The sequence below is a fragment of the Hirschia maritima DSM 19733 genome (assembly GCF_000378345.1).
Lineage (GTDB): Bacteria > Pseudomonadota > Alphaproteobacteria > Caulobacterales > Hyphomonadaceae > Hirschia > Hirschia maritima.
In genome coordinates this window covers 1-25,161 of record NZ_KB899549.1, presented here as the reverse complement: position 1 = coordinate 25,161, position 25,161 = coordinate 1, and the positions used below count along the sequence as shown (strand labels likewise).

Here is a 25,161-nt window from a genome sequence, read left to right as displayed (position 1 = left end):
TAAATGAAGCAAATCTGCCAGTATTAAGGCGCAAGAGGGGCGTCTGGTCAAAGTCTATTTATAAGTAATGATTTAGCTGAGGCGGTTTTTATAATCTTCATACCCAAATCGGCGTACGATTTCGATTTTGCCTGATTGTGGATCTGCAATTCCCATGGAGGGGAGACGCACACCATTAAAGGTGGATGTTTTCACCATTGTATAATGCGCCATATCTTCAAATATTAGTTTTTGACCAATTTTTAGGGGGTTATCAAAAGAATAGTCGCCAATCACATCTCCAGCTAAACATGTTAGTCCACCAAGGCGATAAGAGTGTGGTTTTTCATCTGGTAAATGCCCACTGACAATATCAGGGCGATAGGGCATTTCCAATACGTCTGGCATATGGGCAGTCGCACTTGTGTCGAGTATCGCGATATCCACTTCATTGTGGACGATATCCATGACTTCGCTGACTAATACGCCGGAACGGATCGCAATGGCTTCTCCGGGTTCAAGATAAACCTCAACACTATATTGCGATTTCACACGCTGAATAATGCGTACGAGGCGTTCTATATCATATCCGGGGCGAGTAATGTGGTGGCCACCGCCAAAGTTGAGCCATTTCAAGCCGGGGATAAGATCTGCAAAGTCGCGTTCAAATACCTCTAACGAACGCTCAAGGCTATCGGAATCTAATTCGCAAAGTGTGTGAAAATGTAGGCCTTCAAGTCCCATCAGTCCGTCAGCTGGTATTTGATCACGAGGCGCACCAAGGCGAGATTTAGGAGCAGCTGGGTCGTAAAGTTCTACTTCTGCCTCGCGATGCCCGTGATTAATACGGAGTCCGAAAGAGATGGCGCGTCCACCATTGGACAGGGCTTCCTCATAGATTGGCAGCAAACGTTTGGCTTGGTTTACAGAATTGAAAACAATGTGGTCACACAGCGTGATTAGTTCTTTAAAATCAGCTTCGGAATATGCCGGTGCACAGGCGTGCACTTCGCCGCCGTTTTGATTGTGAGGCGCAAATTCTTCTGCCCCAAGGCGTGCTTCCGCCGTTGAAGAAGATGTTATTCCCGGCAGGTATTTCATAATGAGTGGAGCAAGCGACCACATAGCGAAGCCTTTGAGTGCTAAAAGAATTTTAGCACCTGAACGCTCCTGCACATCGGCTAGGATCTTCAAATTGTCCTCAAGCGCACCCTTATCGACAATAAAAGCAGGTGTTTCGACATTGGAAATGTCAAAATTAAACGGACGGTTTGGATAAAGAGACATGACGGACTTGATATCTTGCTAAATCAAAGGAAGCTTTCATTACAAAGCCTATGTGATCGAAGATAAAGTCCGTCAAGCCAAAAGTGTTAGAGCAATAGGTCCGCTGCAAAAAATGCGAAGAATGCTCCAACCAGATAGAATACACTTGCTGTGGCCAAGATTATACTGCCTGTACGCCTCCAGAAAGCGCAGGCTTTTGCAAGTTTGGGATCAATTGGACAAGGTGCATGGCGCGTCATCCATTTTGTGACAACCGCCGCGATGAGCAATGCCCCTGATACACCAAAAAGAATAAGCTTGTGCTCCGTTAGCCAGATGATGCCGGGGATGCTTGAAGTTAGGCCAGCCATAACTGCACCAGCGCCCAGTGTTATCAATAGTGCTGGTAGGGCGCAGCATAGGAGTGTCGAAGTGGTTGCAAACAGCGCCAGAGTTGGCGCTGTTGCTTCACGTAAAATGAGTTTCATGACCTAATTCAAATTCATAGATGGAATATAGGTTAGCTCGGCTGCGCGATATCCCGCTTTTTTCACGAGCTTTCGGATGGAGGTTTCATCGATAGATTGAGCGGGGTTGAATACTAGATTGAGAGTCTTGTGATCAAGATCGACATAGACCGCTGCAACTTCATCTCGTTTAGAAAAAGTTTTATCCATTGCTTTGGCGCAGAAATCACATACCACACCCAACACGCTGACAACGACGGCATCTCCACCAGCTTCCAAAGCCTGATGTATCTCAGGTGTGTGAGTGAGTTGGGTATGAATGGGCGCATCCTCCGCGTCGTTTGTGTGGTGTTCATGCTCAGCATGTTCGACGTGGTCGCTATGATCGGTGCTGTGATGCTCAGCATGGTTTTCGTGTGAGGCGTGATGATCTTGCGCCCAAGCTGGAGCAAAGAAAAGAAGTGAAATGAGAGAAAGAGATACAAGTTTCATTGTGTGATTCCTTGTTTAAAATCTGTATGTAAAGTTGATGAGAGGTTGGTCGTCTGTGAGGCTCCAGCCCAGTTCCAAAAGGGCTGTATCCTTGAAAAGGCGAACGAGCGGCGTGACGCCTAGTTCCTCTTCATTGTCGGGGCGGTGGTCGACTTCCAGCATAAGCCACGTGTGCAGATCGCCGGTATCTCCTTCATAAGGAGCCCAACCCACTCTGGCTGCTTGCAGGAAGTTTCCATCGAGAGAATGGCTGTCTAAATACCGCGTTTTGTAGGAGGCAAAGAGACTACGAGTTTCCCAATCTGCAAGGAGGCCCACATATCCCATGCCTTCAGCGCTTAAAGGATTACTATCCACACCCTCAAGCCATCCCGCGCCAGTAAAAGCATAGAGGTTGGCTTGATAATCTTCCCCAAACCAACGCTTGGCCAGATAGGTGAATTGTGGGCCATGAAGGGCGATGTCATTTTGACGATCCCATTCGCTTTTCCATCCAATGGAGAATGCTGGATCGGGAGTGTAGTGCGCGAGTAGAGACGTGCTCTGCCTGTCGCTTTCTTCAATGAGTGTCCATCCGCCGACATAAGAAACAGGGCGAGCATGTGCTGATGCAGCTAACCCTAATCCTATTGCGGAGATGGTTGCGATTTTTCGCAACATATTGTTTTTCCTGAACTAATAAAATCCAAAGGGCAGACGGAATCTGCCCGTGAAGTTGATCGGGTTCAGGTGCTTCGTGGTGGAGGGGGCTCTAAGGCAAAGGTTTTATCAAAACCCGCTTCATCACTCATGCTATACAAAGCTGTTATGACAGGAGGTGTGAAGCTAAAACCTTCTATAGTTAGGCTGGCAGGAATGGCCGAACAGCCAGCACAATCAGGACCACCATTACAGTCTTCTGGGCAATCCTCATGCGTATCGCTGTGCATATTGTGGAGAGTTGACGCTGAATTATGGTCGTCATGATGATCGAGAAATACCGCGTGGCTGTGCTCCGAATGCGCAATTTCTGTGTTTGAGTGCACAGCAGGTGAATGAGCCGAATTCAAACCCATTGCATGCGCGCATGCGCTGCTTGTTCCAAGCAGGCTAGACATAAAAAATGCAAGGGCAATGAATAGCTTCATGTACAACAGGATATATCTATTGAGCGAGAAGTCTAGTTTCTTTGGTTGTAGAGACTAGAATTGATCCTTTTAAGATATTTCACACATCTGAAAAATGAGTTTTGGAATTGCTAATTTAAGAAAATAGCTTGAAGTTTGAGTCACGCTATTTCACACCAAGGAAATAAATGTGGCTCATTGTACCGATAATATCTTGTTGCTTCCTGAGGGGTTGTCTGAGTTTAAAGGCGCAGAGCCTGTGATGGCTCAAAGCGGGACGAGTATTTTCCGTAAGTTCATTCAGCAAGAAGCGATCGGAGTTGAGTTCTTTACCAATGCACCATGTCTGGTGTACGTTGCTCAAGGGCAAGAGACTTTCTATGATTTCGAAGGCCAAGAGACCTGCGTTCGTTCGGGAGACATGCTGATGATTCCCCGTCATCATCATATGATCTCGGATTTTATAAACGCGAATGGACCGCTGGAAGCATGGTTATTCTTTTTCGACGATCAAGTTATTGAGGAATTTCTAAAGGCGGTATCGGCAAATACGATTCAAAGAATTACATGCATGCCATCATTATTTGCTGGAACGCCGTGTCTGAAGGCTTACGTTGCGACTTTATCTCAGGTCTATGGCGGACTGGATGCGCCCTATGCGCTGATCAAAGCAAAGCTTCTTGAGTTGTTGCTTTTACTTGATCTGCATGACGATCAGAACCAGTTGAAGCGTTTTCTATTAAACTTGGACCGCACTAAAAGTAGGCGTAATATCAAGCAATTGATGCGTCGTCATGCAGGGCAAGGGCTTACAGTTGCAGATTATGCTTGTTTATCTGGACGTTCATTGTCGTCATTTCAGCGCGATTTTAAGCGCGCATTTGGAATGGCACCGGGGGCATGGTTACGCGAAGCCAAGTTGGCTAAAGGGCGGGATTTAGTTGAGCGTTCAACGCTATCCATAGCTGAAATTGCGTATGAAATTGGCTACGCAGATACATCCCATTTTATCAAGGATTTCCAACGAAATTTTGGAGAAACTCCAAAACAGATGCGATTGAAGCTTGCGTGACTTTCTGACCGAATTTTACGATTTTTAGCTTTTTCTATACATAAATTTTGTCTGATCCACCGCAATCTCCTCATAGTTTATACAGGAGATTGAAGATGAGTATCTGGGTTACATTGAAAATGACGGTTCGAGACGGGGCGTTTGAGGAGTTGACGGCCTTTCTGAACGCGAACTTGTCCAACGTGCGTGGCTTTGACGGCGCACTGCAGGTTAATCTGTTTTACGATTCTGCTACCAGAGCATTCCTTCTGAAGGAAGAATGGGCCAGTCAACGGCATCATCAGGCTTATATGGCGTTCATTCAGGAGGCTGGCGTGATGACGGCGTTGCTTGCTTTCATGGAAGGCGAGCCGGTGGTAACTTATTATGAGCGGTTGATGATGTAATGAAAAAGGGCAGCCAATCAGCTGCCCTCTATAATTTCTACATATCTTTGACGTGCCAAGGCAAGCCTGTTTCATTGAGGCGGGTTAGGAATGGGTCGGGATCGTTTTGTTCCATATTCCACACACCGGGCTGACGCCATTTGCCTGTTGCGATCATTTCCGCGCCAGCCACAGCGGGTACACCTGTCGTATAGGAAACAGCTTGTGCACCAACTTCTTTATATGTCTCTTCATGGTCACAAATATTATAAATAAAGCTTGTGCGCGACTTGCCATCTTTTGTGCCTTTTACCAGACATCCAATAGAAGTCTTGCCCTTATAATTTGGCGCAAGGCTAGCTGGATCCGGCAATAGTTTTTGTAAGAATTGAAGCGGAATGATTTCCTGACCTTGGAATTCAATCGGTTCAATACTGTCGAGGCCAAGGTTTTGAATGACATCAAGGTGTTTTATGTAGGCCTCTCCAAATGTCATCCAGAATCGAATGCGCTTTAGGCCTTTAATGTTTTGACACAGGCTTTCCATTTCCTCGTGGTAGAGAAGGAAAGCTTTGCGTTCACCCACACCCGGGAAATCAAACATCATTGAGTGTTCTAATGGTTCAGTTGTGACCCATTCGCCATTTTCCCAATAACGGCCATTTGCTGTGATCTCGCGAATATTGATCTCAGGGTTGAAGTTTGTCGCGAACGGGTGCCCGTGGTCTCCGCCATTACAATCAAGAATGTCGATCGTGTCGATTGTGTCGAACAAGTGCTTTTGAGCATGCGCACAGAACATGTTTGTTACGCCCGGATCAAAACCAGAGCCGAGAAGGGCTGTTAGGCCAGCTTCTTTAAAGCGGTCTTGGAATGCCCATTGTTCTTTATATTCAAATTTTGCTGTGTCTGGGTGCTCATAGTTTGCTGTGTCGAGATAGTGCACACCTGCCTGCAAGCAGGCTTCCATCAGAGTGAGGTCTTGGTATGGAAGGGCAACATTGATGACGACATCCGGCCCAAAGCTTTTAATCAGCTCAACAGTTTCAGCGACGTTATCGGCATCCACTTTGGCAGTTTTGATTTCAATGCCTTGTTTGTCTTTTACGGCAGCGGCAATTGCATCGCATTTAGCCAGCGTGCGGCTTGCCAGCATGATGTCCGTAAACACAGGGCTCATCGCAAGTTTGTGAGCGACAACTGTGCCAACACCACCGGCACCAATTTGAAGAACTTTTGTCATTGGAAAAACCTTCATATTATGCCGTAGCGTTTAGCTTCATTAAATCATGAGCAAAGCGATTTGGCGTGTTTTCTTCTATGTATCAGGAATTATGGCTGTACCGAAGATGTATTCGGTACAGAATATTGGAATAAATTTATCAGATTGACGTAGCAGTGTGTTGCTTACGCCTCTTTGCGAGGAAAGAAGATGATGTTGTTTTCATAGCTGCGTTCAGCTGCTGATTCAGTGTCGAACATGGTTTGACTGATACTGTCACGTACACGGTATGCGGTTGTTTCGCCAAAGCCATTGAAGCGTGTGCTCATTGCCGTGCCATACGCGCCCATCATGCCAAATTCGACATAATCACCTTCAGCGATATCTGCTGGGAGGTCGAATGTACCATCTAACACATCTAAAGAATCGCAGGTCGGGCCATAAATAAGAAATGGTTTTTTGTGGAAGCTGATTTTGCCTGAAGGGCGATGAACTTCCATTGGGAACGGCCATTTGCAATGCGCGGCATCAAATAGATTTCCGTAGGCTCCGTCGTTTAGATAGACTTTGCCATCCCGAACCATCTCTACCTTCGCCACGATTGATGTAGAATCAGCGACTAGTGCTCGACCTGGTTCACACCACAAATCGGCATTGAATAGAACTGGCATTTCTTCAAATACTTGTTCAATTACGTCGACATAGGCTTGTAGTTCTGGCGGGTTCATGCCTGGGTAAAGAGCTGGAAAGCCGCCACCGACATCAACTATATCGACGGTAACTGCTGCTTGAAGGATGGTTGCTGAAACAGTATCCATTGCAACACGATAAGTGTGTGGATCCATGCATTGAGACCCCACATGGAAGCTGACTCCCAGCTCATCAGCATGTGCACGTGTGGCTTGTAGCAATGAAACTGCTTCATTGCCAAAACAGCCAAATTTTCCTGTCAGTGGCATGGTTGAGCCGTCATTGGAAACAGCCATACGAATGACGAGAGTTAAGTCTTTGGCGTGGTTGGTTGCTTCAAGGATTTTTTGCAATTCTTCTTCACAGTCGAGTGCGAAGATACGTACGCCAAATTCAAAATATGCGCGCTCAATTGCATGGCGGCTTTTGATCGGGTGTAGATACGCTAAGATAGCATCATCAAAGCGGTTCGCTATGAGTTCAATTTCATTTAGCGAGGCAACATCAAACCAGCGCATTCCAGCTTCATACATAGCATCGAGCGCCCATTCCGATGGGTTGGCTTTGACGGCATAAAGCACGTCACCTGGGAAGTTGTTCTGGAACCATGACGCTGCGGCACCCACACGATCCGGACGCACACAGGCTATCGGAGTCTCGGGGCGAAGTACGCGGACTAGGTCCAGAGGTGTTTGGAAAGTGAGCATGTCACATCCCCTCTGTCTTTTTGTAAACCCAATCCGGCGTTAGTACGGGCTTTCGTACTCGTTTAAGTCTGCCCCTCAACCCGCACACGTCATCCAAACCCCTGAGAGAATTTTATCTCTACTCGGGTAGTCCAGACGCCACGTGGAATCAGGGCGGCAGAGCCTCGAGCCGATGTCCGCCGGAAATTTGCAGATAATTCTAAAATTCAATGCTGTAAATAGAAAAAATGACTCCCAATAGATTTTTTACTGGTTTGAGCAGTCAGGTCATGTCTATTCGACCGTTTTTTTTCTTCGGATGCGGCGGAAGCGTTGCCAGAAACGTTTGCGTTCCGGGACTGGAAGTGGCTCTAGATTATCTAAGAATTGATTTGCACATGCTGTCCAAGAAAATGCTTGGGCGTGCTTGTGTGCGACTTCGCGGTCAAGCTCTAAACATTCAATACATGCTTTCGCCAAATCGTCATTGATAGCTCCGGCGTTTGTACCTGGAATAAGATCTTTGGGGCCTGGTACATTGAAGCCGGCAACAGGGGTTCCTGCGGCCATGGCTTCTAGAATCACTAGTCCGAATGTGTCGGTAAGACTTGGGAAACAAAAGACATCCGCATTGGCGAAATAACTTCCTAGCTCATCCCCGAATTTAGAGCCAGGGAAGACAGCGTCTGGATACTTCGCCATCAGCTCCTCACGGGCTGGCCCATCGCCGACAACAACCTTCGTGCCGGGAAGGTCTAACTCAAGAAAAGCTTCGATGTTTTTCTCAACTGCCACGCGCCCAACGTTTAAGAATATTGGGCCTTCCATACCTTTGTAAGGGCCGCGATCATCAGTGCGTTTGTTTGGGTGGAATAATTCGGTGTCTACACCTCGTGACCAAGCAGCGATGTTGTTGAACCCGCGAGATTCCAATTCTTCGATCATTGAAACAGTGGCGACCATCACGCGGCCAGAATATTTGTGGAATTGGCGCACATATTTGTATCCCGCCCAAAGTGGGATCGGCAGGCGCGCATTCACATATTCAGGAAAACGTGTGTGGTATGATGAGGTGAAAGGCATTTTGTGTTTGAGGCAGATGGCACGAGCGGCCCATCCAAGCGGACCCTCTGTAGCCACATGCACGGCATCGGGTTCAAACTCTAATAGTCTTTCTTCAATCTTCGGCTTAGCTCCGAATGCCAGTTTGATTTCTGGATATGTGGGGAGAGGCATGGTTTTAAAACCGTCATTGGGAGAAACGATATCCCATTCGTGTCCCATTGCTTCACATTCAGCAATAACTCGCTTCATCGTGCGGACGACGCCATTGACCTGAGGCTCCCAGGCGTCGGTAACTAACATGATGCGCATCAGATATCCTTTGGGTCGTTTCGAATGCAGTGAGCTACTGCATACTTTGCCCTTGGGGATTTTGTCTATGTTTTCCTGTCTACTAAGTCCAAAATAAATTAGCAGCACTAGCCATAGTACTGACATAACTGAATCTGATATTGCTGGCGAAATTATCTATTAAGGGTGACATTGAATGTTTGATATCGAAAAAATGCTGAAACAATTGCAAGACAAAGCCACACAGATTGCTGAAGAAGTGGATGTTGATGCAACCGTTGAAAGCGCCAAGGATATGGCGAAAAAAGTTCAGAACAAAATTGAGACAGACGAGAATGCAAGAAATGCAGCTATTGGTGGCGGAGCATTGCTGACAGTTCTGATGGCTTCCAAAGGTGGACGTAAACTTGTTGGGAATGTTGCAAAAACTGGAGCTGTTGCTGCGTTGGGTGCGATCGCATGGAATGCGTGGAGCAAACGAGATGGAGCGGATGCTACTGGTGAGGGGACTGAATATGGATTTGCGGGGAATGACGCGGAAGACCCAGCATTTTCAATTGCTGTCGTTGAATCTATGGCTGCGGCCGCTCACGCTGATGGCGTGTTGGATGAAGATGAAGCGAGCGCGATAAAGACTGCTTTGAATGAAGGTGGATTAAACGAAACCGTTCTAGATGAAACGGTTAGCAGAGAAGACATTTTAAATCGTATTTCGAGTGCGGCGGTTACGCCTAATCATGCTGTGCAGTTATACGCCGCTGCTTGTGCTGGTGCTTGCGAGGTGTCGGCTGAAGAAGGAAGTTTTTTACAGGATTTGGCGGCTAAGCTTGAGTTAGACGCCAATGTTGCAGCGCGAGTTCGTGCTGAAATGGGAATATAAATTCTTAGCCATTGAGGTTTTCAATATAGAAAACTGGTTGGCTGAGTCGAATCAATGTTGATTGGGCAGACACTATATATGGTGTCTGCCTTTTTTTATATTTCGACGTATGGGTGTCGTTTTGTACCCAATATCTGGTGCGAGCTTGTGGATAAACTGTGAGTTAGTTGTGTAGTTCTTATTAATGAATCGGTGAGTAGCCCAACCAGAGAAAAAAATTACAGTATTCGTCTGATAGGGGAAATGTCGAATATCGTACGTGTTTACTGGTGATCTGGCGGATAAGGTTAATAGATAAGGGGATATTGAGGTGAGTTATTCACGGAAATATCGGTATTCTGAATAACTAAGTGTTGACGTATCATTAACCAATAAGCCACTATATATGGGGTCAGAGAATATGATAAACACCATATATGATGGTTTGTCATAACCAAGCTGATTGATTAATACACATCGTGGAGCCTAGGTTTAATGTCTGTAGAAAACGCTGCAATTTCAAAAGAAAACGACAACAAAGCGGACAATGGGAAGCCTCAACAGACCGCTGAATTGCGTGTTGTACAGCAAGTTCAGATCGATGAGAGCCGCGATGCGAATCTAACGGAATTTGGTAAAAAGACGCTCACAGACAGATATGTTTTGCCTGGCGAAGGCTATCAGGAAATGTTTGCGCGCGTGGCCGAAGCCTATGCGGATGACACTGAACACGCTCAACGCATCTATGACTACATGTCGCGTCTGTGGTTTATGCCAGCAACGCCTGTTTTGTCTAATGGTGGTGCAGATCGTGGTTTGCCGATTTCTTGTTTCTTGAATGATGTAAACGATTCTCTCGATGGTATTGTTGAGACTTGGAACGAGAATGTCTGGTTGGCATCTAATGGTGGTGGAATTGGTACTTATTGGGGGAATGTACGTTCAATCGGTGAGACAATTGGCCGAGCAGGTAAGACTTCAGGGATTATTCCATTCATCCGCGTGATGGATTCGCTTACACTTGCTATTTCGCAAGGGTCTCTGCGTCGTGGATCTGCTGCATGTTACCTAGATATTCACCACCCGGAAATTGAAGAATTTTTGGAGATTCGTAAGCCGTCAGGTGACTTCAACCGAAAGTCTCTCAATCTTCACCATGGTCTGAATATTTCAGATGAATTCATGGAAGCGGTGAAGAATGATGAAGAATTTGGATTGATCAGCCCGAAAACGGGTGAAGAAGTTAAAAAGATCAACGCACGTAAATTGTGGCAGAAAATTCTTGAGGTTCGCATTCAAACGGGTGAACCGTATTTGATTTACTCGGACACTGTTAACAATGCGATGCCAGCGCACCAGCGCCAGCTTGGCATGAAGGTAAAGCAGTCAAACTTGTGTTCTGAAATTATGTTGCACACAGGATTGGACCATTTGGGCAATGACAGAACAGCTGTTTGTTGTTTGTCTTCTGTGAACGCAGAGAAGTTCCTTGAGTGGAAAAACGATGAAATGTTCTTAGAGGACATTTTCCGTTTCTTGGATAATGTTCTTCAAGACTTTATTGATCGTGCTCCAACAGAAATGGCTCGTGCTGCATACTCAGCAACACGTGAGCGTTCGGTTGGTCTTGGTTTGATGGGGATGCATTCATTCTTACAATCTATGAATGTACCCATGGAATCAGCCACAGCGAAAAGCTGGAACAACATGATCTTTAAGCATCTTCGCCGTGGTGCAGATGCTGCGTCTGTGAAATTGGCGAAAGAGCGTGGGCCATGTCCTGATGCTGAGGAATGCGGTGTTATGGCGCGTTTCTCGCACAAATTAGCGATCGCGCCGACAGCTTCTATCTCTATCATTTGTGGAGGGACATCTGCGGGTATCGAACCAATTCCTGCGAATGTTTATACGCACAAGACATTGTCTGGTTCATTCACGGTAAAGAACCCACACCTCGAAAAGCTTCTTGATACCAAGGGGAAAAATACAGAGGGTGTTTGGGCTATGATTCTTGAGGCTGAAGGTTCAGTGCAAGGGTTGGATTTCTTGGATGAGCATGAGAAAGCAACGTTCCGAACAGCGTTTGAAATTGATCAGCGTTGGTTGATTGAATTGGCTGCAGATCGCACACCTTATATATGTCAGGCACAATCGTTGAACCTGTTCTTGCCATCTGACATTAATAAGTGGGATCTTCACATGCTTCACTGGAGCGCGTGGGAGAGAGGGCTTAAATCTCTGTATTACTGTCGCTCTAAGTCTGTACAGCGTGCTTCATTTGCTGGTTCTGAAGAGAAGGCAAAGATTGAGGGAATGGAAACGCCAGATACAGATTATGATGAATGTTTAGCCTGTCAGTAGGCATTTTCACTGATCTGATTCATACTAAATCAAATTAAGATAACGCGTCATTCTTTTAGGGTGGCGCGTTTTTTGCGTGAGAATTCTTAAAATTGCAAAAGTGTGCCAAATTTTAGTGGGTTGAATTTTTTAAGATTTCTCAAAAAAAGTGTAATTAATTTGTTAAATTGATTGGCGTTATTTTACGCAATAGTGTTATGATGTCAGTAAGACTGGGTGTGATATTCTTACCATAGTGTTAGAAATATCGCAGGGAACAATAGGATGTTAGCAATGGTGGCGAGTATTTTTGCCGCATTTTCATGTGTAGGGTGTATCTCATCAGATACTGCTGCGGATGTATTGCCTGCGTATATGGAGCAGGGGCCGGTTGAGTTTTCGACAACCGAAAAGCCCGTTCGCATTGTTGAAAAGCAATTACGAAATAGTTTTAGATCTAATTCACGCAAACGTTTAAGTTCTACCAATTGGGCGGTAAACAATGATGTTCTTAAATATCATGCAAGCCGCGACTTTTCTCCGCGCGCGCTGAGACGTGCAAGCCAAGAAGTTTATGTTGGGGAGTGGGAATTCAGCGCTCCTTTGGACAAAGCTGGATTTGATTTGGATCTTTCTGTTAGCCCACATGCGCGTATTGAAAAGACTGATGGTCATGAAGCTCGCAAGACAGGTGCAGAAGTTCGTGTTGGTCAGATTGCTGATAGAGTAGATCAGCGCGGTAGGCATGTTCGTGTTGATAGCTGGTATATGTTTGTCGGAACTGACAACGAAGCGCTTTGTTGGGATGTCGGTGATAAAGGCGCTAAGATAAACGGCGTTGCTTTGCGTGATCAAGTTACAGTGGGTGACTGGCATGCGGGTGTTGCGTTCCACAAAGCAGGTGGTGAATTATCTATAGGTGTAATGCGCCGAGAAACTCGTTTTGAAGAGATTACAACAACAGCAAACATAGCAGCATTGTCCTTCACGATGCGCATGTAAGAGTTGAAATTATTGTTGCTTTATTGAAAAGCAGCAAGAGAATAACTTACTCACATTACATTCCACAGAAAATTGAATGCTAAGGCTTTCCTCTTGAGAAGAGCTTGTCCATATATCTTGGAAAGCAAATTGTGCAGTGAAGTGTTTGAAGCTAGGCTGAATTTTTACAATAGGATGTTTTGTCTGGCATCAATACAGGCATATTCTCTGTTAAAGTAGCCTGTCTAAATCCTGCAATTAGTACCAAATGTCGCTTTATTTTAATAGAGAACCACTACATATTGTGGTTTCGCGAGTCGCCGCGATTCTTATACGATATGTCAAAGCAGGTTAATATCATGTCAAATATCATTCTTCCCGAAAAACCAGGTTTAATGACTCCTTCGATATCGTATAAACCGTTTCGTTATCCTTGGGCTTATGATTTCTGGAAGATCCAACAGCAAGTACACTGGGTGCCAGAAGAGGTGCCGCTTGGTGAGGACTGTAAAGATTGGGCTGGTAAGCTCAACGATAAAGAACGCAATTTGCTGACTCAAATTTTCCGTTTCTTCACGCAATCGGATGTGGAAGTTGGTGCCAACTACATGGAAAACTACATGCCGCTGTTTAAGCCGGTTGAAGTTCGCATGATGTTGGCCGCGTTTTCAAATATGGAGACTGTTCATATAGCCGCGTATGCATTGCTGCTAGAAACGATCGGTATGCCTGACTCTGAGTTTTCTGCTTTCATGGAATATGATGAAATGGCAGCTAAGCATGACTATCTGGGTCAATTTAAAGTCGACAACGAAAAAGATATTCTAACATCAATGGCTGTGTTTGGTGGCTTCACTGAAGGGCTGCAATTGTTTGCGTCATTCGCCATGCTGATGAATTTCCCACGTTTCAATAAAATGAAAGGGATGGGGCAGATTGTGTCTTGGTCTGTTCGGGATGAGAGTCTCCATTGTGAGGGCATGATGAAAATGTTCCACACATTTGCGGAAGAAACGGGCGCGCTGACTAAAGATGTAAAAGATAATATTGCTGATTGCTGTCAGACCGTGGTTAAGCTTGAGGACAAATTCATTGAGCTCGCGTTTGAGGCTGGTGAAGTAGAAGGTATGACGCCTGAAGATATAAAAAACTACATTCGCTACATCGCTGACTGGCGTATGAAACAGCTAAAACTAGACCCGATTTATGGCATTGATGAGCATCCGATCCCGTGGTTGACAGAGATTCTAAACGGTGTGGAACATGCTAATTTCTTTGAAGCTCGCGCGACTGAATACTCTAAAGGCGCAACAGCGGGTGATTGGCATGGAGATGCTGGTGTTTGGTCGAAATTCGATCAAAAAGTAGCGTCTCAAAAAGAAGTCGCGGAACTATAATTAAATTGCTATGCATAGAGGAGCGACAAAGGGCGGATGCTTTTTGTCGCTTTTCTGTGTTCGGCGTTATTGAACCGGAAGCTGTCGGTAGTTAAAGCGTAGAAGAGAGATATCTTCAGGGGCCAAATTCAATGTTCAGCTCGAAATCGAGTTCAATAAGCACTTTAGACTGGGTTTGGAGTGTTGTAATTGCTTGTTTAGCAAGTTTGGCAATTTGTTGGCGCTTGGATATTCCTGCCTCTTTAGTGTTTGATGAAACTCACTATGTGCCTGCGGGACAACAGCTTTTCCAATTGGAAGCTTGGACGAACAATTCTCACCCTCCATTCGGAAAATGGCTAATTGGACTGGGTTCTTCATTGGCTGACGGTGCATCATGGGGTTGGAGGTTGCCGGGGGCAATCTTGGGAGTGCTCAGTATTTGCAGCGTTTATGCGGCAATGCGGCTGTTTAGATTTAGCATTTCCATATCGTTTTTTGCAGCCATTTTAACACTACTTAATCAGACATTGTTGGTTCAGTCGCGCACTGCGATGCTAGACATATATAGTCTTGGGTTTTTCGTTTTGTCGGCTCTGGCCTTAATTTGGTCAGGAAAGCGAGCGCGATCTCGCAGTGCTGCAAGTATTGGGTTGGTCATTTCCGGAATTTTTCTTGGTTTGGCTGCTTCGTCCAAGTGGTCTGCAGGCATCAATATGGTGTTGATCTGGGGTGGGTTATTCATTTGGCGATGCTCTGAGACAAGTCCCAAAGGCTATTTCCTCCCTCGATTGTTTGGAACAGGGTTCGCAGGATGGTATAATTTTTCATTTCTTGGCACGGGTCTTCGGCAGGGTGTGCCTGCAATTGCAACATATTGCTTGACCTTTTTGCCTTTCATCTGGATGGAAGGGAATTTTTCACTGCTGGAATTGCATCAACGAATGCTTGCAGATGTTACAAGTGTTCTTAAGGAGCACCCTTATCAAAGTCAGTGGTGGGAATGGCCTTTGATGTTTGAACCGATTTGGTATTATTTTGAAAAGCCAGACCCGTCTTATTCCGAAGCAATTTTCTTAATTGGAAACCCTCTTGTGTATTGGGCAGGATTGCCTGCGATTTTATTCTGTTTTGGGTATGGAACGATGCGTCATGATGGAGCGTTACTAGCAATTTCATCAGCATTTATGGGATGTTGGCTTGTGTATGCTGTTATCCCACGTGATCTCATGTTCTCTTATTACTATGAGCAGGCCGCATTCTTTTTAGGGATGGGTATCGCTGCTTTCGTTTCGCGCTGTGTTAAGCCAAGCTTTCAGAATATTGTGATGGTCGTCTGGATGGCTTTGGCGATCGCCAGCTTTGTTTTCTTTTATCCGGTTTTAACAGCAATGCCTTTTGAGGGCGATGAGTGGTTGAAATGGGTTTGGTTTAGAGCATGGACCTAACGTTGCGGTATTTCTTATGACCGTGCGTTGATTTTAGCTTTTCCAGATCACAAATTCAGACTAATGCTAGTTGATTGAAAACCAATGTCTGGAGCTTTGTATGACACCTGAAGAAGTCGTTGATCGCGTAACCGAGATTTATGACGCCTCTGTAGCATCGCTTAAATCTGCGCTGAATGATTTTATAAAGGAAGGTCAAAAGCCGGACCCAAAATGGCGAGAGGATCGCCGTTTCTCCTATCCTCAAATTCGGGTGATTTATCAGCCTGACGGGCCGCCACCTATTATGTCTAGGGCTTTTGGCAAGCTATCTGAGCCAGGTGTTTATGTTACGACGATAACTCAGCCGCAATTCTTCCGAGCATATCTGATTTCTCAATTGTCCATGATCGCCAAAGATCATGATGTGACATTCGAAGTTGGGCCATCTGATTCTGATATTCCTTATCCATATGTGTTGGACGGAGCTGAAGGTGTTGATGCAGAGATTATCTCACCAGCTGACTTTTCCAGCTATTTCCCAACGCCGAAACTGGTTGAAATTGGTGATGAGGTGCCCGATGGAACACCTTGGGTGGATGAGCATGAAAAACCGCTAGCTCTGTTTGATGGGCCACGCGTAGATTATTCCTTGAAACGTCTTGCTCACTACACAGGAACTCCCGTTGAAAGTTTTCAGCGGTACATCTTGTTTACCAATTATCACCGTTATGTAGATGCATTTGTCGAATGGGCTGCGGAGCAAATTAAGGACAAGGATAGTTCTTATTCTGAGCTTATTGCGCCGGGGGGAGTGAAAGTTGATGGTAAAACAAAAGATGCGGTTAAGGCGGTTTCAGAAGGTGCGTGGCGTCGTCACCAAATGCCTGCCTATCATGTGCTAGGGCCTGACAAGGCATCTGGAATAACGTTGGTAAACATCGGCGTTGGACCTTCCAATGCAAAAACTATTACTGACCACTTAGCTGTGCTGAGACCAGAATGTTGGATAATGGTAGGACATTGTGCCGGGCTACGTCAGTCCCAACGTATTGGCGACTATGTGTTGGGCCACGCCTATTTGAGAGATGATCATGTGCTGGATGGGGTTCTTCCAGCTGATATTCCTGTGCCTCCAATTGCTGAAATACAACAAGCATTGTGGGAATCTGCGGCATTAGTAACGGGTGGAAATTCTGAAGAATTGAAATCACGCTTGCGCACGGGGACTGTTTTTACCACGGATGATCGAAATTGGGAGCTGCGCTATACGGAGAGTGCTAAACGTATAAACCAATCCCGGGCTATCGCTGTTGATATGGAGAGTGCAACTATTGCTGCCAACGGGTATCGCATGCGTGTGCCGTATGGAACTTTGTTGTGTGTGTCAGACAAGCCGTTACACGGAGAGCTAAAATTACCAGGCGCTGCTAACAGTTTTTATGAACGCGCGATAGGCGAGCACATCCGAATTGGAATTGATACTTTAGAGCGTTTGGCCCAAGGGCATGCGAAATTGCATTCTCGCAAGCTACGCGCTTTTGATGAGCCGCCATTTAGGTAAGAAAAAAAGCCCGCTTAGGAATACTAAACGGGCTTTTTTAATCTGTTTTCTATAGCTTTAGTAGCTAGAAGAATACTGAGCTGTTGCGGCGTTTGTTGCGCAACAACGTACTTGCATTTCTAGGACACGTGAATTGAAACGACAGGATTTGTTGTTCACTTCACGTAGGAAAGACAATCCGCCTGCACGGTGAGTGTAGCGAGTTTGTGTACAGCCCATCAATGTGTAACCTTCACCACATGTACCTGTGTCAGATTTTTGAACAGTAACAGTTTTACATGAGAGATCACTGGAACGGTTTAGGGCGGAAGAGGCCATAGATTTGGCATCGCGTGCATCTTGGCCAGCTTGACGTGAAATACTCAAAGCCTGGTCTGTAATTGTACGAGCTTCGCTAACACGAAGGTTTGTTTCTGATAGAGCTTTTTTCTGGCCATCAATTTCTAAGCTGACCTGACATAGGCCTTCGTTCGCGTTTTCTGCTACAGCACAAAAGTCTGCAACGCGCATGTCGCTAGGAAGTGTTGATTGACAAGCGGATGCCAAAACAACTGTCGCTATTGCGCTTAGTGTAAGTTTCAAGTTCATTTCCACCACCTTTTTGGTCTTTATTTTGGATACTTATCACGTAACATTTGCACTGTGGTCAATTGTACTCGCCCCTTTGGCGAATTACGATGCTGTAATAATTATCGTTTTAAGCTGATTACTTTGGTGGATTAAGCAAAATTGATGCCTCACTAAGAACAAGGTGGCAGAAAAGTTCTTAGTGGTAGCACGCAATACATTCTTTTATTTTTAGGTTTTCATCGAATATGAAAGTTTCGGCAACATCCTGTCCGCGATGATTTACAAAGCAAAGTGTAACTGCATCTGAAGAGAGAAATATATTATTTACTTCGAAATATAGACTGTTCGCACCTTCAATAGCCGCATTCCAGTATTCGATAAGCGCATTTTTTCCAACTAGGAACGGACCATTGTGTTCGATCACTTCAATAAGCTTTGGGGAGTGATAAATGATGTCATCGCTATAATGATTTGCCACTGCAGCAATATCTTTATCGTTCCATGCTTGAACCCAACTGCGTGCAAATGATTCTGCTTCTTCTCTAGTAATCACAAGCGATAACCTTTTTAGTCCATTGAAAAATATGTGTTTTACAGACTTCTCAAAAATATGATCGTTTCATTGAGTTATGTTTGGCGGAGTTTTGTGGAGCAGGTCAACAAGAAAGAGTTTACAAAAAGCAATTTATACACGTTGTAATTGTATTAATGGTATGTTTACATTTAGGCGTGTCCGAAAATTCGGCACGGTATGACAATTTTACGCGCGTGGGTTGGCTGACAAGTGGGCAACTAGTCACTAGATAGATTGCAGCTAAATCCTTAAACTGGATAATTGCGTGCGTACGGAGTTTGGTGGGAGCAAATGAATGCCTGATAGTTCTTATAATGTGGGTCCTGATATCGGGGCAGCTCGCGGTGGGCAAAACATTCATGAAGCAGTGCGCAGAGGCCGGTTCAACACGAATGGTGTGATTGCACCTCCAGATCAGTTGGATATGGATAAGGTCAACTTGCTACATCCGGAGCTGTGGCGCAGAGCTGAGTATTTTCAATATTTTAAATGGCTGCGGGATAATTCACCTGTCCATTACACTGAGAATTCTCCTGAGGGACCATTTTGGTCCATCACACGCTATGAAGACATTGTTGCAGTAGACAAAGATCACCAGCGTTTTTCTTCTGATGCTAAATACGGCGGGATCACAGCAGTTGATTTGAACCATGGCTTTCAATTGCCAATGTTTATCGCGATGGATCGTCCGGAGCACACGCGATATCGTAAAGCTGTGCAGCCGGTAATGGATTCTGAAAGTCTCAAGAATTTCGAACATCTAATTCGAGAACGCACCATCCAAACTCTAGATAGTTTGCCTATTTATGAGCCATTTGATTTTGTCGACAAAGTTTCTATTGAACTGACGACAATGATGTTGGCGACTCTCTTTGATTTTCCTCAGGAAGACCGTCGTAAGTTATCTCGCTGGTCCGATGTCGCGACTGGCAAATATAATCCAGACATTTGCCCAGGTGGTGAAGAGCAGTGGCAAAGAGAACTGACAGAATGCTTGATGGCATTTATGACGCTTTGGCAGGAGAGAGGCCAAAGCGAGGTGCCTGGGCACGACTTGCTGTCAGCGCTTGCCCATGATGCAACAACCAAGAATATGACTCCGCAAGAATTGCTAGGTAATTTGATATTGTTGATTGTGGGAGGGAATGACTCTACTCGGAACAGCATGACAGGTTCTGTTTATGCGTGGAATCTATTTCCAAAAGAATATGAGAAGGTCAAAGCAGATCGAAGCCTTGTTCCAAATTTGGCAGCCGAGACACTGCGCTGGCAAACATCATTAGCTTATATGCGTCGTACGGCTGTCGAAGATGTCGAAATGCATGGGAAGACAATTAAAAAGGGCGACAAGGTTCTGATGTGGTACGCATCAGGAAACCGTGACGAGCGTATGATAGAACGCCCTGATGACATCTGGATTGATCGTCCGAATGTGCGTCGCCATCTTACATTTGGCTTTGGTATTCATCGCTGCGTAGGAAATAGGTTGGCTGAGTTGCAAATGTCCATACTTTGGGATGAAATCTTGAAACGCTATAGTTACATTGAGGTTTTGGAAGAGCCAGAACGTCTGCCCAATTGTTTTGTCAAAGGGTATAAGCATCTGAAAGTAATGCTTCACCCGCTCTAAATCAAAATCTTAACTGGACGTTTTTTTGATCCGGTTTTAACCATGCAAGTATTCGTTTTATTGCGACAGGATGCGAAGTATGGAAAACCGGATTAAGCCGTTAGAGGGTGTCAAAAATTTCCGAGATTTTGGCGGATATGAGACATCATGTGGTCGGCGAATTAAGACAGGGAAGCTTTTCCGTACTGCGTCTATGCAAAATGCAAAAGAAGCTGATCTGGATTATTTAAACAAACTGGACATTGATTTTCAGGTTGATTTGCGACGTCAGTCTGAACGTATGGATGACCCCAATTTATGGGGCCCTCATGAGGTCCATACTTTCAATGATCTTTATCATTATAAGGCTTCGCATCTGGAATTTGCCGAGAAGGGTAATTTAACTGGTGAAGATGCGCACAATTTCATATTAGAATACTATAGAGTTGCGCCGTGGGTTGAGGCTCATGTGAGTTTGTATACGCGTTGGTTTCAGCGGCTGGCTCAAACTTCAGGTGGTGGCTTGATTAATTGTGCTGCAGGTAAGGATCGAACCGGAATAGGGTGCGCGCTGACATTGTCATTGCTTGGTGTACCTGAGGAGACAATATTCGATGATTACATTCTTACCAATGAAACAATCGATATTGAAAAACGATTGCCTGTCGTTCGCGCCAAATGGGAAAAGCGTTTAGGACTAAAAATAGATGATGATGAGGCTTTGTTTCCGTTCTTAGGTGTTCGTCCAGAATATCTACGCGGTGCATTAGATGAAATTTCATCAAAGCATGGGTCGATTGACCAGTATTCAAAAGAGATTTTGAATGTGAGTGATGATATGGTTGCGCAACTAAAATCAAAACTGCTCGAATAGGAGCGCGCGCGGCTTTCATTTGCTGCGTGACAAAGCGATAGAGTCCTATGTTTAAAGCGTTGGAATTTCCCTACAATGATCCAATAATGGTGTTTGAGCCTTTACGGGATTTGCCATTTGCTATGTTGATGCATGGTAAGGGAAAGCGTTGGAGCTATATATGTGCTCAACCGTTGGAGACGATATTGTTTCGCGGCGATGGCACACAGTCCGATGCGGCTTTGTGTAGATTAGAACAATCTCTTAAAAAGTTAGAATTTGTACGTCCCAAATCAGCTCCTCCTTTTTGTGGGGGATGGGCTGGACTGTTAAGCTATGAATTTGGCCGGTCGATACTGCCCAAATTGCAAGAGGGGCCTGATTTTAGTGCTTGGCCTGATCTTGCACTGGGGCTTTATGATCAGGTTTTAGCATTTGATCATGAAGAGAAAAGAGCAAGGCTCTACATCTGGGATTGGGAGCAAATAGGCCGATCCAGTCAGAGAAAAGAAACGTTAGTTGATGCTTTGAAAAGAGAAGGGAAACTCAATCATAATCCCAATGTTCTCTGCGATGAAATGCCAACGCCGCGTGAAGAATTGGAGCATTATAAGACAAAAATTCAAAAGACTGTCGATTATATCCATGCTGGAGATTGTTTTCAGTCGAATATCTCGCAAGCCTTTGATTTTACTTTGAGTGAAGGTGTGCATCCCTATCATCTGATCAAGAGATTAAATGAGACAAGCGCCGCTCCTTTTTCATCCTACTTTCGATTGGATGGTTTAGTTCTGGCTTCAAACTCTCCGGAACGTTTTTTGAAGACTAGGTTAGGAATTGATGGGGAGTTGTATGTTTCAACGAAACCCATCAAGGGGACAAGGCCGCGCGGAAAATCCGATGCAGAAGATATAACGCTTGCTTCGGAATTGTTGTCATCTGAAAAGGATCGCGCCGAGAACTTGATGATCGTCGATCTTATGCGCAATGATTTATCGCGAGTGAGTATTCCTGGTTCAGTTAAGGTTCCAAAATTGAATGCACTGGAAAGTTTTGCCAATGTGCATCATTTAGTTTCAACGGTGACTGCGCGATTGCAAGATGACAAAGGGCCGGTTGATCTATTAAGAGCTGCATTCCCTGGAGGGTCGATCACAGGAGCTCCAAAAATTCGCGCTATGCAGATCATCGCAGAAATGGAGGACGCGGCGCGAGGGCCATATTGCGGTTCATTGCTGTGGGTCTCGCCGGATGGATGTATGGATTCATCTATTCTGATTCGTTCCACCGCTTTTTCAGAATTGAACGATGGATGGAAAGGTGAGTTTCGTGTTGGTGGAGGTATTGTTGCAGATTCAGTTCCCGAGGACGAGTATCAAGAGACCATCCATAAAGGCCAAGCGTTGATAAAAGCACTAACCCAATCAATAGGGGTAGAAAAACATGATTGATCAAACTTGGGTTAATGGTGATTGGGTAGATGCCGGAAGTGCACAAATCTCAGTGGGTGATCGTGGTTTTTTGTTGGGTGATTCGTGTTTTGAAACATTGTATTTCAATGGCCGCTACATTGAGGGCAAGTCCGAACACTTGAGGCTGCTGGCGAGATCAATGGATGTTTTGCAATTCCCTGCTTGCGATTTAGCGGCCCTAGAGGCCGCGCTGAAAGAGGCTGAAGACAGGCTCCTGCAAATTGGTCTGTCTGCGGTGAGCGTTCGTATGACTGTGAGCCGAGGCGAGGGGCGCGGCGCATTCGTTTCTGGAGCCCCTAACTGTGTTTTGCAGTTTTTTAAATTAGAGCATGCTCGCCCATTTGAGCCTCTGAAAGTGTTCACTAGTGCCATTCGGAGGAATGAAACATCGCCTTTGGTGAAGATAAAAGCAGGGTGCTATGGGGATCATCTCGCTGCTTTGAGGGCTGCAGCTGAGGTCGGTGGAAATGAAGCCTTAATGTTGAATACTCAAGGCAAAATTGCGGGGCTTGCTATGGGGAATATCTTTGTGAGGTTGGGAGGCGAGTGGGTTACACCGCCAGTTGAAGATGGTGTCCGCAATGGTTTTATGCGCTCTACTGTGATTGCATTCCTCAAATCTAAGGGGATAAGCATTGAGGAACGATCGATAAAAGTTGAAGAGTTGTTCGAAAAGAAATCAGTGTCAGCTGTTGGGGTAAATAGTCTGTGGGGAAGCCGTCCGATCTTGTCGATAGATGGTAAAAAATTAGAGCAGTCAGGGATCCAGATGGATCTCTGAATTGGATGCTTTTTTAGCAGTTTCCTGGGTTTGTCGTAGGGCCAATCCATTCAACTTTGTTGGATTGACGGGGGCGCAGATAAAAGTGCTGTTTAAGGTTTGAAGCTGATTTGTAAATGTATTGAAAAGGAGTATCATAAGGGTACTCTACCTCGGCCAATATGACAGAGCCTGCTGACGGCATAATTCCCGCATCTACGGTTACCTCTGAGCCTTCTGGCAGGCCTGACATTCCGTTGCGGCCTTGGCTCCATTCTACAGTGTTTTTTCCAGTGTTTGGATCTTCTGTAATGCTGCTGATGCGCATTTTGACTTGCCCTTTGGATTTGCTGCGAATGATCCGGCTAGAGGCGTAAAAAATATCTTCCATTTCGCAATAGTTTACTTCTCGGGTCCGGGCGACGAGATCGGCAATTGTGCTTGCCGTAGATGTGACACGGCGATCAGCTTCAACTAGCATTGAGGCTTCGATCGTCCCAAAGTAGAGGATAGTTAAAAGGGGGAGGGTCAGAGCAAATTCTATTGCAGCTAGCCCATCTTCGTTTTTCTTGAATTCTCTAAGAAGCTTTATCATGATCCAAAAGGCTCGTTTCTGAATACAGCAGTTGAATGAAGTAGTCTTTTGCCTTCAGCCATATTGCTCAATCCACTTGAGAGAATAGGTGTGATCAATTTCCATTCGTAATATACTTGAACGAGTACAATTTCGTTGGCTTCGCCGGGATTGTACTGAAAATTGTTGTTAAGTGTTCCGTCTCCATTGAGGGGAAGGCCATCTCCAGCATCGCTAGCTACAAAGTCATTATATCTTTGCACGTCGATATGAAGTTTGCTGCCACAATCGAGAAGATTAAAAAGGTTTCCGCAAACGAGATCGGAAAATTCTTTTTTCAATCCTGAACCAGCTTGGATTTGGCCAGTACGAATCTGTCTTGAAGCTTGAGTAACTCCATAGTCCAAGGTGGTAGTCATCATGAACAAAAGGGCAATTTCTATCAGGCCGAACAATAGAATAAAAAATGGTGCGGCAATGAGTGCGAACTCAACAGCAACGGCACCTTTAGTGTTACGCAAAAATTTATTTAACTTACGTTTCCACAATCTGTTTTGATTGGTTGATGAAGATGGTAGTTGCATAAATCGGCACCTAAGAGCGTAATGGTATAACAAACCATACGCTAAATAGATGAAGTAATTGTTTTCTTGATGAACAAAAATGAACACAACTTCCCGAGTTGGTGATGTGAAGGGAAGTTGTTTGGGGGTTACATGCCTGTTTTAACCGGACGACATTTATCGCTACATGCATATGTGTCGGTTTTTTCGCCACGTGCAACAGTTAGTGTGCCGGTACCATTGCGTTCAGACACGAGAAGTTGGCTCTTGTGAATAGGTCTGCCAACGGAATCTAGCACAATTAGATTTGTGGCTCCAAATGTTAGCCCTGTTAAAAGAAGTGTGTGGTTATCGTGAACAGCAACGGTTGCTACATCTGGGTTCCCCACAATGATACTTCCCATAGGCTTACCAAGGTGAAGCAATTGAGTTTGATCGATGTAAACTTCAATTTTACTCTCTTTGGCGGGAGTGGCTGCTTGTGCAGTCAGAGTGGCAGAGATTGCAAAAGCGGAGGCAATTGCCATTTTTGAAAAATTGAAAGCCATTTCTAATCCTATTATCCCTTCAAGTGAGGTTTTGAACAAAATAGATTGAAAGACTGAATCAAAACCTAAGAAATATTTATAAGGGGGCGAACTGTTTCTATTTACGTATTGTTCAAGTTTTGTTGGGGAATAGGAGGGGGTGTTTTGTTGGTAAATCAAATCCTACGCAATTGAAGAAAAAATGGTGGTAAACAAGTAATTACCCTTTTACCAGACAAGTTTTTGTATAGTTAAACGTCGATTTCACCAATCTATTCTATAACTATTCTCAACCGCCGCCGAGAAGCAAATATAACCAAGGGGGTGGGTTTATAGCCATGCAAAAAAATGCGGAGAATACAAAATGAAAAACCTATTGAACAAATTCTTTAAAGACGAGTCTGGTGCAACAGC

25 protein-coding genes are annotated in these 25,161 nt (G+C 45.0%); 12 read left to right on the top strand and 13 right to left on the bottom strand.

Annotation, left to right across the window (positions count from 1 at the left end):
- Window positions 1-72 precede the first annotated feature (72 nt).
- The 5 genes from nspC to F551_RS0114595 form a co-directional block, all read right to left on the bottom strand.
- The gene (nspC, locus tag F551_RS0114615) at window positions 73-1,266 is read right to left on the bottom strand and encodes a carboxynorspermidine decarboxylase (RefSeq protein ID WP_018998269.1); all 1,194 of its coding nucleotides are present in this window, start codon (window positions 1,264-1,266) and stop codon (window positions 73-75) included.
- An 86-nt stretch (window positions 1,267-1,352) separates the two neighbouring features.
- Window positions 1,353-1,733: a hypothetical protein gene (locus F551_RS0114610; protein WP_018998268.1), complete on the bottom strand. Its 381-nt coding sequence runs from the start codon at window positions 1,731-1,733 to the stop codon at window positions 1,353-1,355.
- Window positions 1,734-1,736: 3 nt separating this feature from the next.
- Complete coding sequence (locus tag F551_RS0114605; protein ID WP_018998267.1) at window positions 1,737-2,204, bottom strand: heavy-metal-associated domain-containing protein; 468 nt, start codon at window positions 2,202-2,204, stop codon at window positions 1,737-1,739.
- A gap of 15 nt (window positions 2,205-2,219) precedes the next feature.
- Window positions 2,220-2,864: a hypothetical protein gene (locus tag F551_RS0114600; protein ID WP_018998266.1), complete on the bottom strand. Its 645-nt coding sequence runs from the start codon at window positions 2,862-2,864 to the stop codon at window positions 2,220-2,222.
- A gap of 65 nt (window positions 2,865-2,929) precedes the next feature.
- On the bottom strand, window positions 2,930-3,259 hold the full coding sequence (locus tag F551_RS0114595; RefSeq protein WP_233355268.1) for a hypothetical protein: 330 nt from the start codon (window positions 3,257-3,259) through the stop codon (window positions 2,930-2,932).
- A 241-nt stretch (window positions 3,260-3,500) separates the two neighbouring features.
- Between F551_RS0114595 and F551_RS0114590 the strand changes: the two genes are divergently transcribed.
- Together F551_RS0114590 and F551_RS0114585 are read left to right on the top strand one after the other, a co-directional pair.
- Window positions 3,501-4,382 (top strand): AraC family transcriptional regulator, encoded by an 882-nt coding sequence (locus tag F551_RS0114590; RefSeq protein ID WP_018998264.1) that lies wholly within the window; start codon window positions 3,501-3,503, stop codon window positions 4,380-4,382.
- Between the two features lie 95 nt (window positions 4,383-4,477).
- Entirely contained in the window at window positions 4,478-4,768 is a 291-nt protein-coding gene (locus F551_RS0114585) for a putative quinol monooxygenase (RefSeq protein WP_018998263.1), read from the top strand.
- A 37-nt stretch (window positions 4,769-4,805) separates the two neighbouring features.
- Here the strand turns inward: F551_RS0114585 and F551_RS0114580 are convergent, their stop codons facing one another.
- From F551_RS0114580 to F551_RS0114570, 3 genes are all read right to left on the bottom strand, one after another.
- Window positions 4,806-5,990, bottom strand: coding sequence for a saccharopine dehydrogenase family protein (locus tag F551_RS0114580; RefSeq protein ID WP_026296858.1), 1,185 nt, complete (start codon window positions 5,988-5,990; stop codon window positions 4,806-4,808).
- 164 nt (window positions 5,991-6,154) lie between these two features.
- Window positions 6,155-7,366 carry a type III PLP-dependent enzyme gene (locus F551_RS0114575; RefSeq protein ID WP_018998261.1) on the bottom strand — a complete coding sequence of 404 codons (1,212 nt, stop codon included), beginning with the start codon at window positions 7,364-7,366 and terminating at the stop codon, window positions 6,155-6,157.
- Window positions 7,367-7,639: 273 nt separating this feature from the next.
- Complete coding sequence (locus tag F551_RS0114570) at window positions 7,640-8,719, bottom strand: glycosyltransferase family 4 protein (RefSeq protein ID WP_018998260.1); 1,080 nt, start codon at window positions 8,717-8,719, stop codon at window positions 7,640-7,642.
- A 175-nt stretch (window positions 8,720-8,894) separates the two neighbouring features.
- Here F551_RS0114570 and F551_RS0114565 point away from each other — a divergent pair, with 175 nt between their 5' ends.
- From F551_RS0114565 to F551_RS0114540, 6 genes are all read left to right on the top strand, one after another.
- Complete coding sequence (locus F551_RS0114565; RefSeq protein WP_018998259.1) at window positions 8,895-9,578, top strand: DUF533 domain-containing protein; 684 nt, start codon at window positions 8,895-8,897, stop codon at window positions 9,576-9,578.
- Window positions 9,579-10,052: 474 nt separating this feature from the next.
- Entirely contained in the window at window positions 10,053-11,918 is a 1,866-nt protein-coding gene (locus F551_RS0114560; RefSeq protein ID WP_018998258.1) for a ribonucleoside-diphosphate reductase subunit alpha, read from the top strand.
- A 273-nt stretch (window positions 11,919-12,191) separates the two neighbouring features.
- Window positions 12,192-12,899 carry a lipid A-modifier LpxR family protein gene (locus F551_RS0114555; protein ID WP_155826078.1) on the top strand — a complete coding sequence of 236 codons (708 nt, stop codon included), beginning with the start codon at window positions 12,192-12,194 and terminating at the stop codon, window positions 12,897-12,899.
- A 338-nt stretch (window positions 12,900-13,237) separates the two neighbouring features.
- A complete protein-coding gene (locus tag F551_RS0114550) occupies window positions 13,238-14,275 on the top strand; it encodes a ribonucleotide-diphosphate reductase subunit beta (RefSeq protein ID WP_018998256.1) in 1,038 nt (345 codons plus the stop codon).
- A 131-nt stretch (window positions 14,276-14,406) separates the two neighbouring features.
- Window positions 14,407-15,702: a phospholipid carrier-dependent glycosyltransferase gene (locus F551_RS0114545; RefSeq protein WP_018998255.1), complete on the top strand. Its 1,296-nt coding sequence runs from the start codon at window positions 14,407-14,409 to the stop codon at window positions 15,700-15,702.
- Between the two features lie 100 nt (window positions 15,703-15,802).
- Window positions 15,803-17,245 (top strand): AMP nucleosidase, encoded by a 1,443-nt coding sequence (locus tag F551_RS0114540; protein WP_018998254.1) that lies wholly within the window; start codon window positions 15,803-15,805, stop codon window positions 17,243-17,245.
- Window positions 17,246-17,302: 57 nt separating this feature from the next.
- Here F551_RS0114540 and F551_RS0114535 read toward each other — a convergent pair whose 3' ends face one another.
- Both F551_RS0114535 and F551_RS0114530 read right to left on the bottom strand, forming a co-directional pair.
- Entirely contained in the window at window positions 17,303-17,833 is a 531-nt protein-coding gene (locus F551_RS0114535) for a hypothetical protein (RefSeq protein WP_033405200.1), read from the bottom strand.
- Between the two features lie 178 nt (window positions 17,834-18,011).
- A complete protein-coding gene (locus tag F551_RS0114530; RefSeq protein WP_018998252.1) occupies window positions 18,012-18,368 on the bottom strand; it encodes a YybH family protein in 357 nt (118 codons plus the stop codon).
- A gap of 316 nt (window positions 18,369-18,684) precedes the next feature.
- Between F551_RS0114530 and F551_RS0114525 the strand changes: the two genes are divergently transcribed.
- The 4 genes from F551_RS0114525 (at window position 18,685) to F551_RS0114510 (ending at window position 23,104) form a co-directional block, all read left to right on the top strand.
- A complete protein-coding gene (locus tag F551_RS0114525) occupies window positions 18,685-20,019 on the top strand; it encodes a cytochrome P450 (protein ID WP_018998251.1) in 1,335 nt (444 codons plus the stop codon).
- Window positions 20,020-20,098: 79 nt separating this feature from the next.
- Window positions 20,099-20,872 carry a tyrosine-protein phosphatase gene (locus F551_RS0114520; RefSeq protein ID WP_018998250.1) on the top strand — a complete coding sequence of 258 codons (774 nt, stop codon included), beginning with the start codon at window positions 20,099-20,101 and terminating at the stop codon, window positions 20,870-20,872.
- Window positions 20,873-20,919: 47 nt separating this feature from the next.
- Complete coding sequence (gene pabB / locus F551_RS0114515) at window positions 20,920-22,302, top strand: aminodeoxychorismate synthase component I (RefSeq protein ID WP_018998249.1); 1,383 nt, start codon at window positions 20,920-20,922, stop codon at window positions 22,300-22,302.
- Entirely contained in the window at window positions 22,295-23,104 is an 810-nt protein-coding gene (locus F551_RS0114510) for an aminotransferase class IV (protein ID WP_018998248.1), read from the top strand. Before pabB ends, F551_RS0114510 begins: the two co-directional genes overlap by 8 nt.
- Window positions 23,105-23,117: 13 nt before the next feature.
- Here the strand turns inward: F551_RS0114510 and F551_RS0114505 are convergent, their stop codons facing one another.
- The 3 genes from F551_RS0114505 to F551_RS0114495 all read right to left on the bottom strand — a co-directional run bounded on the left by F551_RS0114505 (window position 23,118) and on the right by F551_RS0114495 (window position 24,768).
- The gene (locus tag F551_RS0114505) at window positions 23,118-23,678 is read right to left on the bottom strand and encodes a TadE/TadG family type IV pilus assembly protein (RefSeq protein WP_018998247.1); all 561 of its coding nucleotides are present in this window, start codon (window positions 23,676-23,678) and stop codon (window positions 23,118-23,120) included.
- On the bottom strand, window positions 23,675-24,241 hold the full coding sequence (locus F551_RS0114500) for a TadE/TadG family type IV pilus assembly protein (RefSeq protein ID WP_018998246.1): 567 nt from the start codon (window positions 24,239-24,241) through the stop codon (window positions 23,675-23,677). Before F551_RS0114500 ends, F551_RS0114505 begins: the two co-directional genes overlap by 4 nt.
- Before the next feature lie 128 nt (window positions 24,242-24,369).
- On the bottom strand, window positions 24,370-24,768 hold the full coding sequence (locus tag F551_RS0114495) for a pilus assembly protein N-terminal domain-containing protein (RefSeq protein ID WP_018998245.1): 399 nt from the start codon (window positions 24,766-24,768) through the stop codon (window positions 24,370-24,372).
- Window positions 24,769-25,161 lie beyond the last annotated feature (393 nt).

Coding starts and splice junctions, on each gene's coding strand:
- nspC (WP_018998269.1), bottom strand. CDS start 1,266: ATGTCTCTTTATCCAAACCGTCCGTTTAATTTTGACATTTCCAATGTC.
- F551_RS0114610 (WP_018998268.1), bottom strand. CDS start 1,733: ATGAAACTCATTTTACGTGAAGCAACAGCGCCAACTCTGGCGCTGTTT.
- F551_RS0114605 (WP_018998267.1), bottom strand. CDS start 2,204: ATGAAACTTGTATCTCTTTCTCTCATTTCACTTCTTTTCTTTGCTCCA.
- F551_RS0114600 (WP_018998266.1), bottom strand. CDS start 2,864: ATGTTGCGAAAAATCGCAACCATCTCCGCAATAGGATTAGGGTTAGCT.
- F551_RS0114595 (WP_233355268.1), bottom strand. CDS start 3,259: ATGGGTTTGAATTCGGCTCATTCACCTGCTGTGCACTCAAACACAGAA.
- F551_RS0114585 (WP_018998263.1), top strand. CDS start 4,478: ATGAGTATCTGGGTTACATTGAAAATGACGGTTCGAGACGGGGCGTTT.
- F551_RS0114580 (WP_026296858.1), bottom strand. CDS start 5,990: ATGACAAAAGTTCTTCAAATTGGTGCCGGTGGTGTTGGCACAGTTGTC.
- F551_RS0114575 (WP_018998261.1), bottom strand. CDS start 7,366: ATGCTCACTTTCCAAACACCTCTGGACCTAGTCCGCGTACTTCGCCCC.
- F551_RS0114570 (WP_018998260.1), bottom strand. CDS start 8,719: ATGCGCATCATGTTAGTTACCGACGCCTGGGAGCCTCAGGTCAATGGC.
- F551_RS0114565 (WP_018998259.1), top strand. CDS start 8,895: ATGTTTGATATCGAAAAAATGCTGAAACAATTGCAAGACAAAGCCACA.
- F551_RS0114560 (WP_018998258.1), top strand. CDS start 10,053: ATGTCTGTAGAAAACGCTGCAATTTCAAAAGAAAACGACAACAAAGCG.
- F551_RS0114555 (WP_155826078.1), top strand. CDS start 12,192: ATGGTGGCGAGTATTTTTGCCGCATTTTCATGTGTAGGGTGTATCTCA.
- F551_RS0114550 (WP_018998256.1), top strand. CDS start 13,238: ATGTCAAATATCATTCTTCCCGAAAAACCAGGTTTAATGACTCCTTCG.
- F551_RS0114545 (WP_018998255.1), top strand. CDS start 14,407: ATGTTCAGCTCGAAATCGAGTTCAATAAGCACTTTAGACTGGGTTTGG.
- F551_RS0114540 (WP_018998254.1), top strand. CDS start 15,803: ATGACACCTGAAGAAGTCGTTGATCGCGTAACCGAGATTTATGACGCC.
- F551_RS0114535 (WP_033405200.1), bottom strand. CDS start 17,833: ATGAACTTGAAACTTACACTAAGCGCAATAGCGACAGTTGTTTTGGCA.
- F551_RS0114525 (WP_018998251.1), top strand. CDS start 18,685: ATGCCTGATAGTTCTTATAATGTGGGTCCTGATATCGGGGCAGCTCGC.
- F551_RS0114520 (WP_018998250.1), top strand. CDS start 20,099: ATGGAAAACCGGATTAAGCCGTTAGAGGGTGTCAAAAATTTCCGAGAT.
- pabB (WP_018998249.1), top strand. CDS start 20,920: ATGTTTAAAGCGTTGGAATTTCCCTACAATGATCCAATAATGGTGTTT.
- F551_RS0114510 (WP_018998248.1), top strand. CDS start 22,295: ATGATTGATCAAACTTGGGTTAATGGTGATTGGGTAGATGCCGGAAGT.
- F551_RS0114505 (WP_018998247.1), bottom strand. CDS start 23,678: ATGATAAAGCTTCTTAGAGAATTCAAGAAAAACGAAGATGGGCTAGCT.
- F551_RS0114500 (WP_018998246.1), bottom strand. CDS start 24,241: ATGCAACTACCATCTTCATCAACCAATCAAAACAGATTGTGGAAACGT.
- F551_RS0114495 (WP_018998245.1), bottom strand. CDS start 24,768: ATGGCTTTCAATTTTTCAAAAATGGCAATTGCCTCCGCTTTTGCAATC.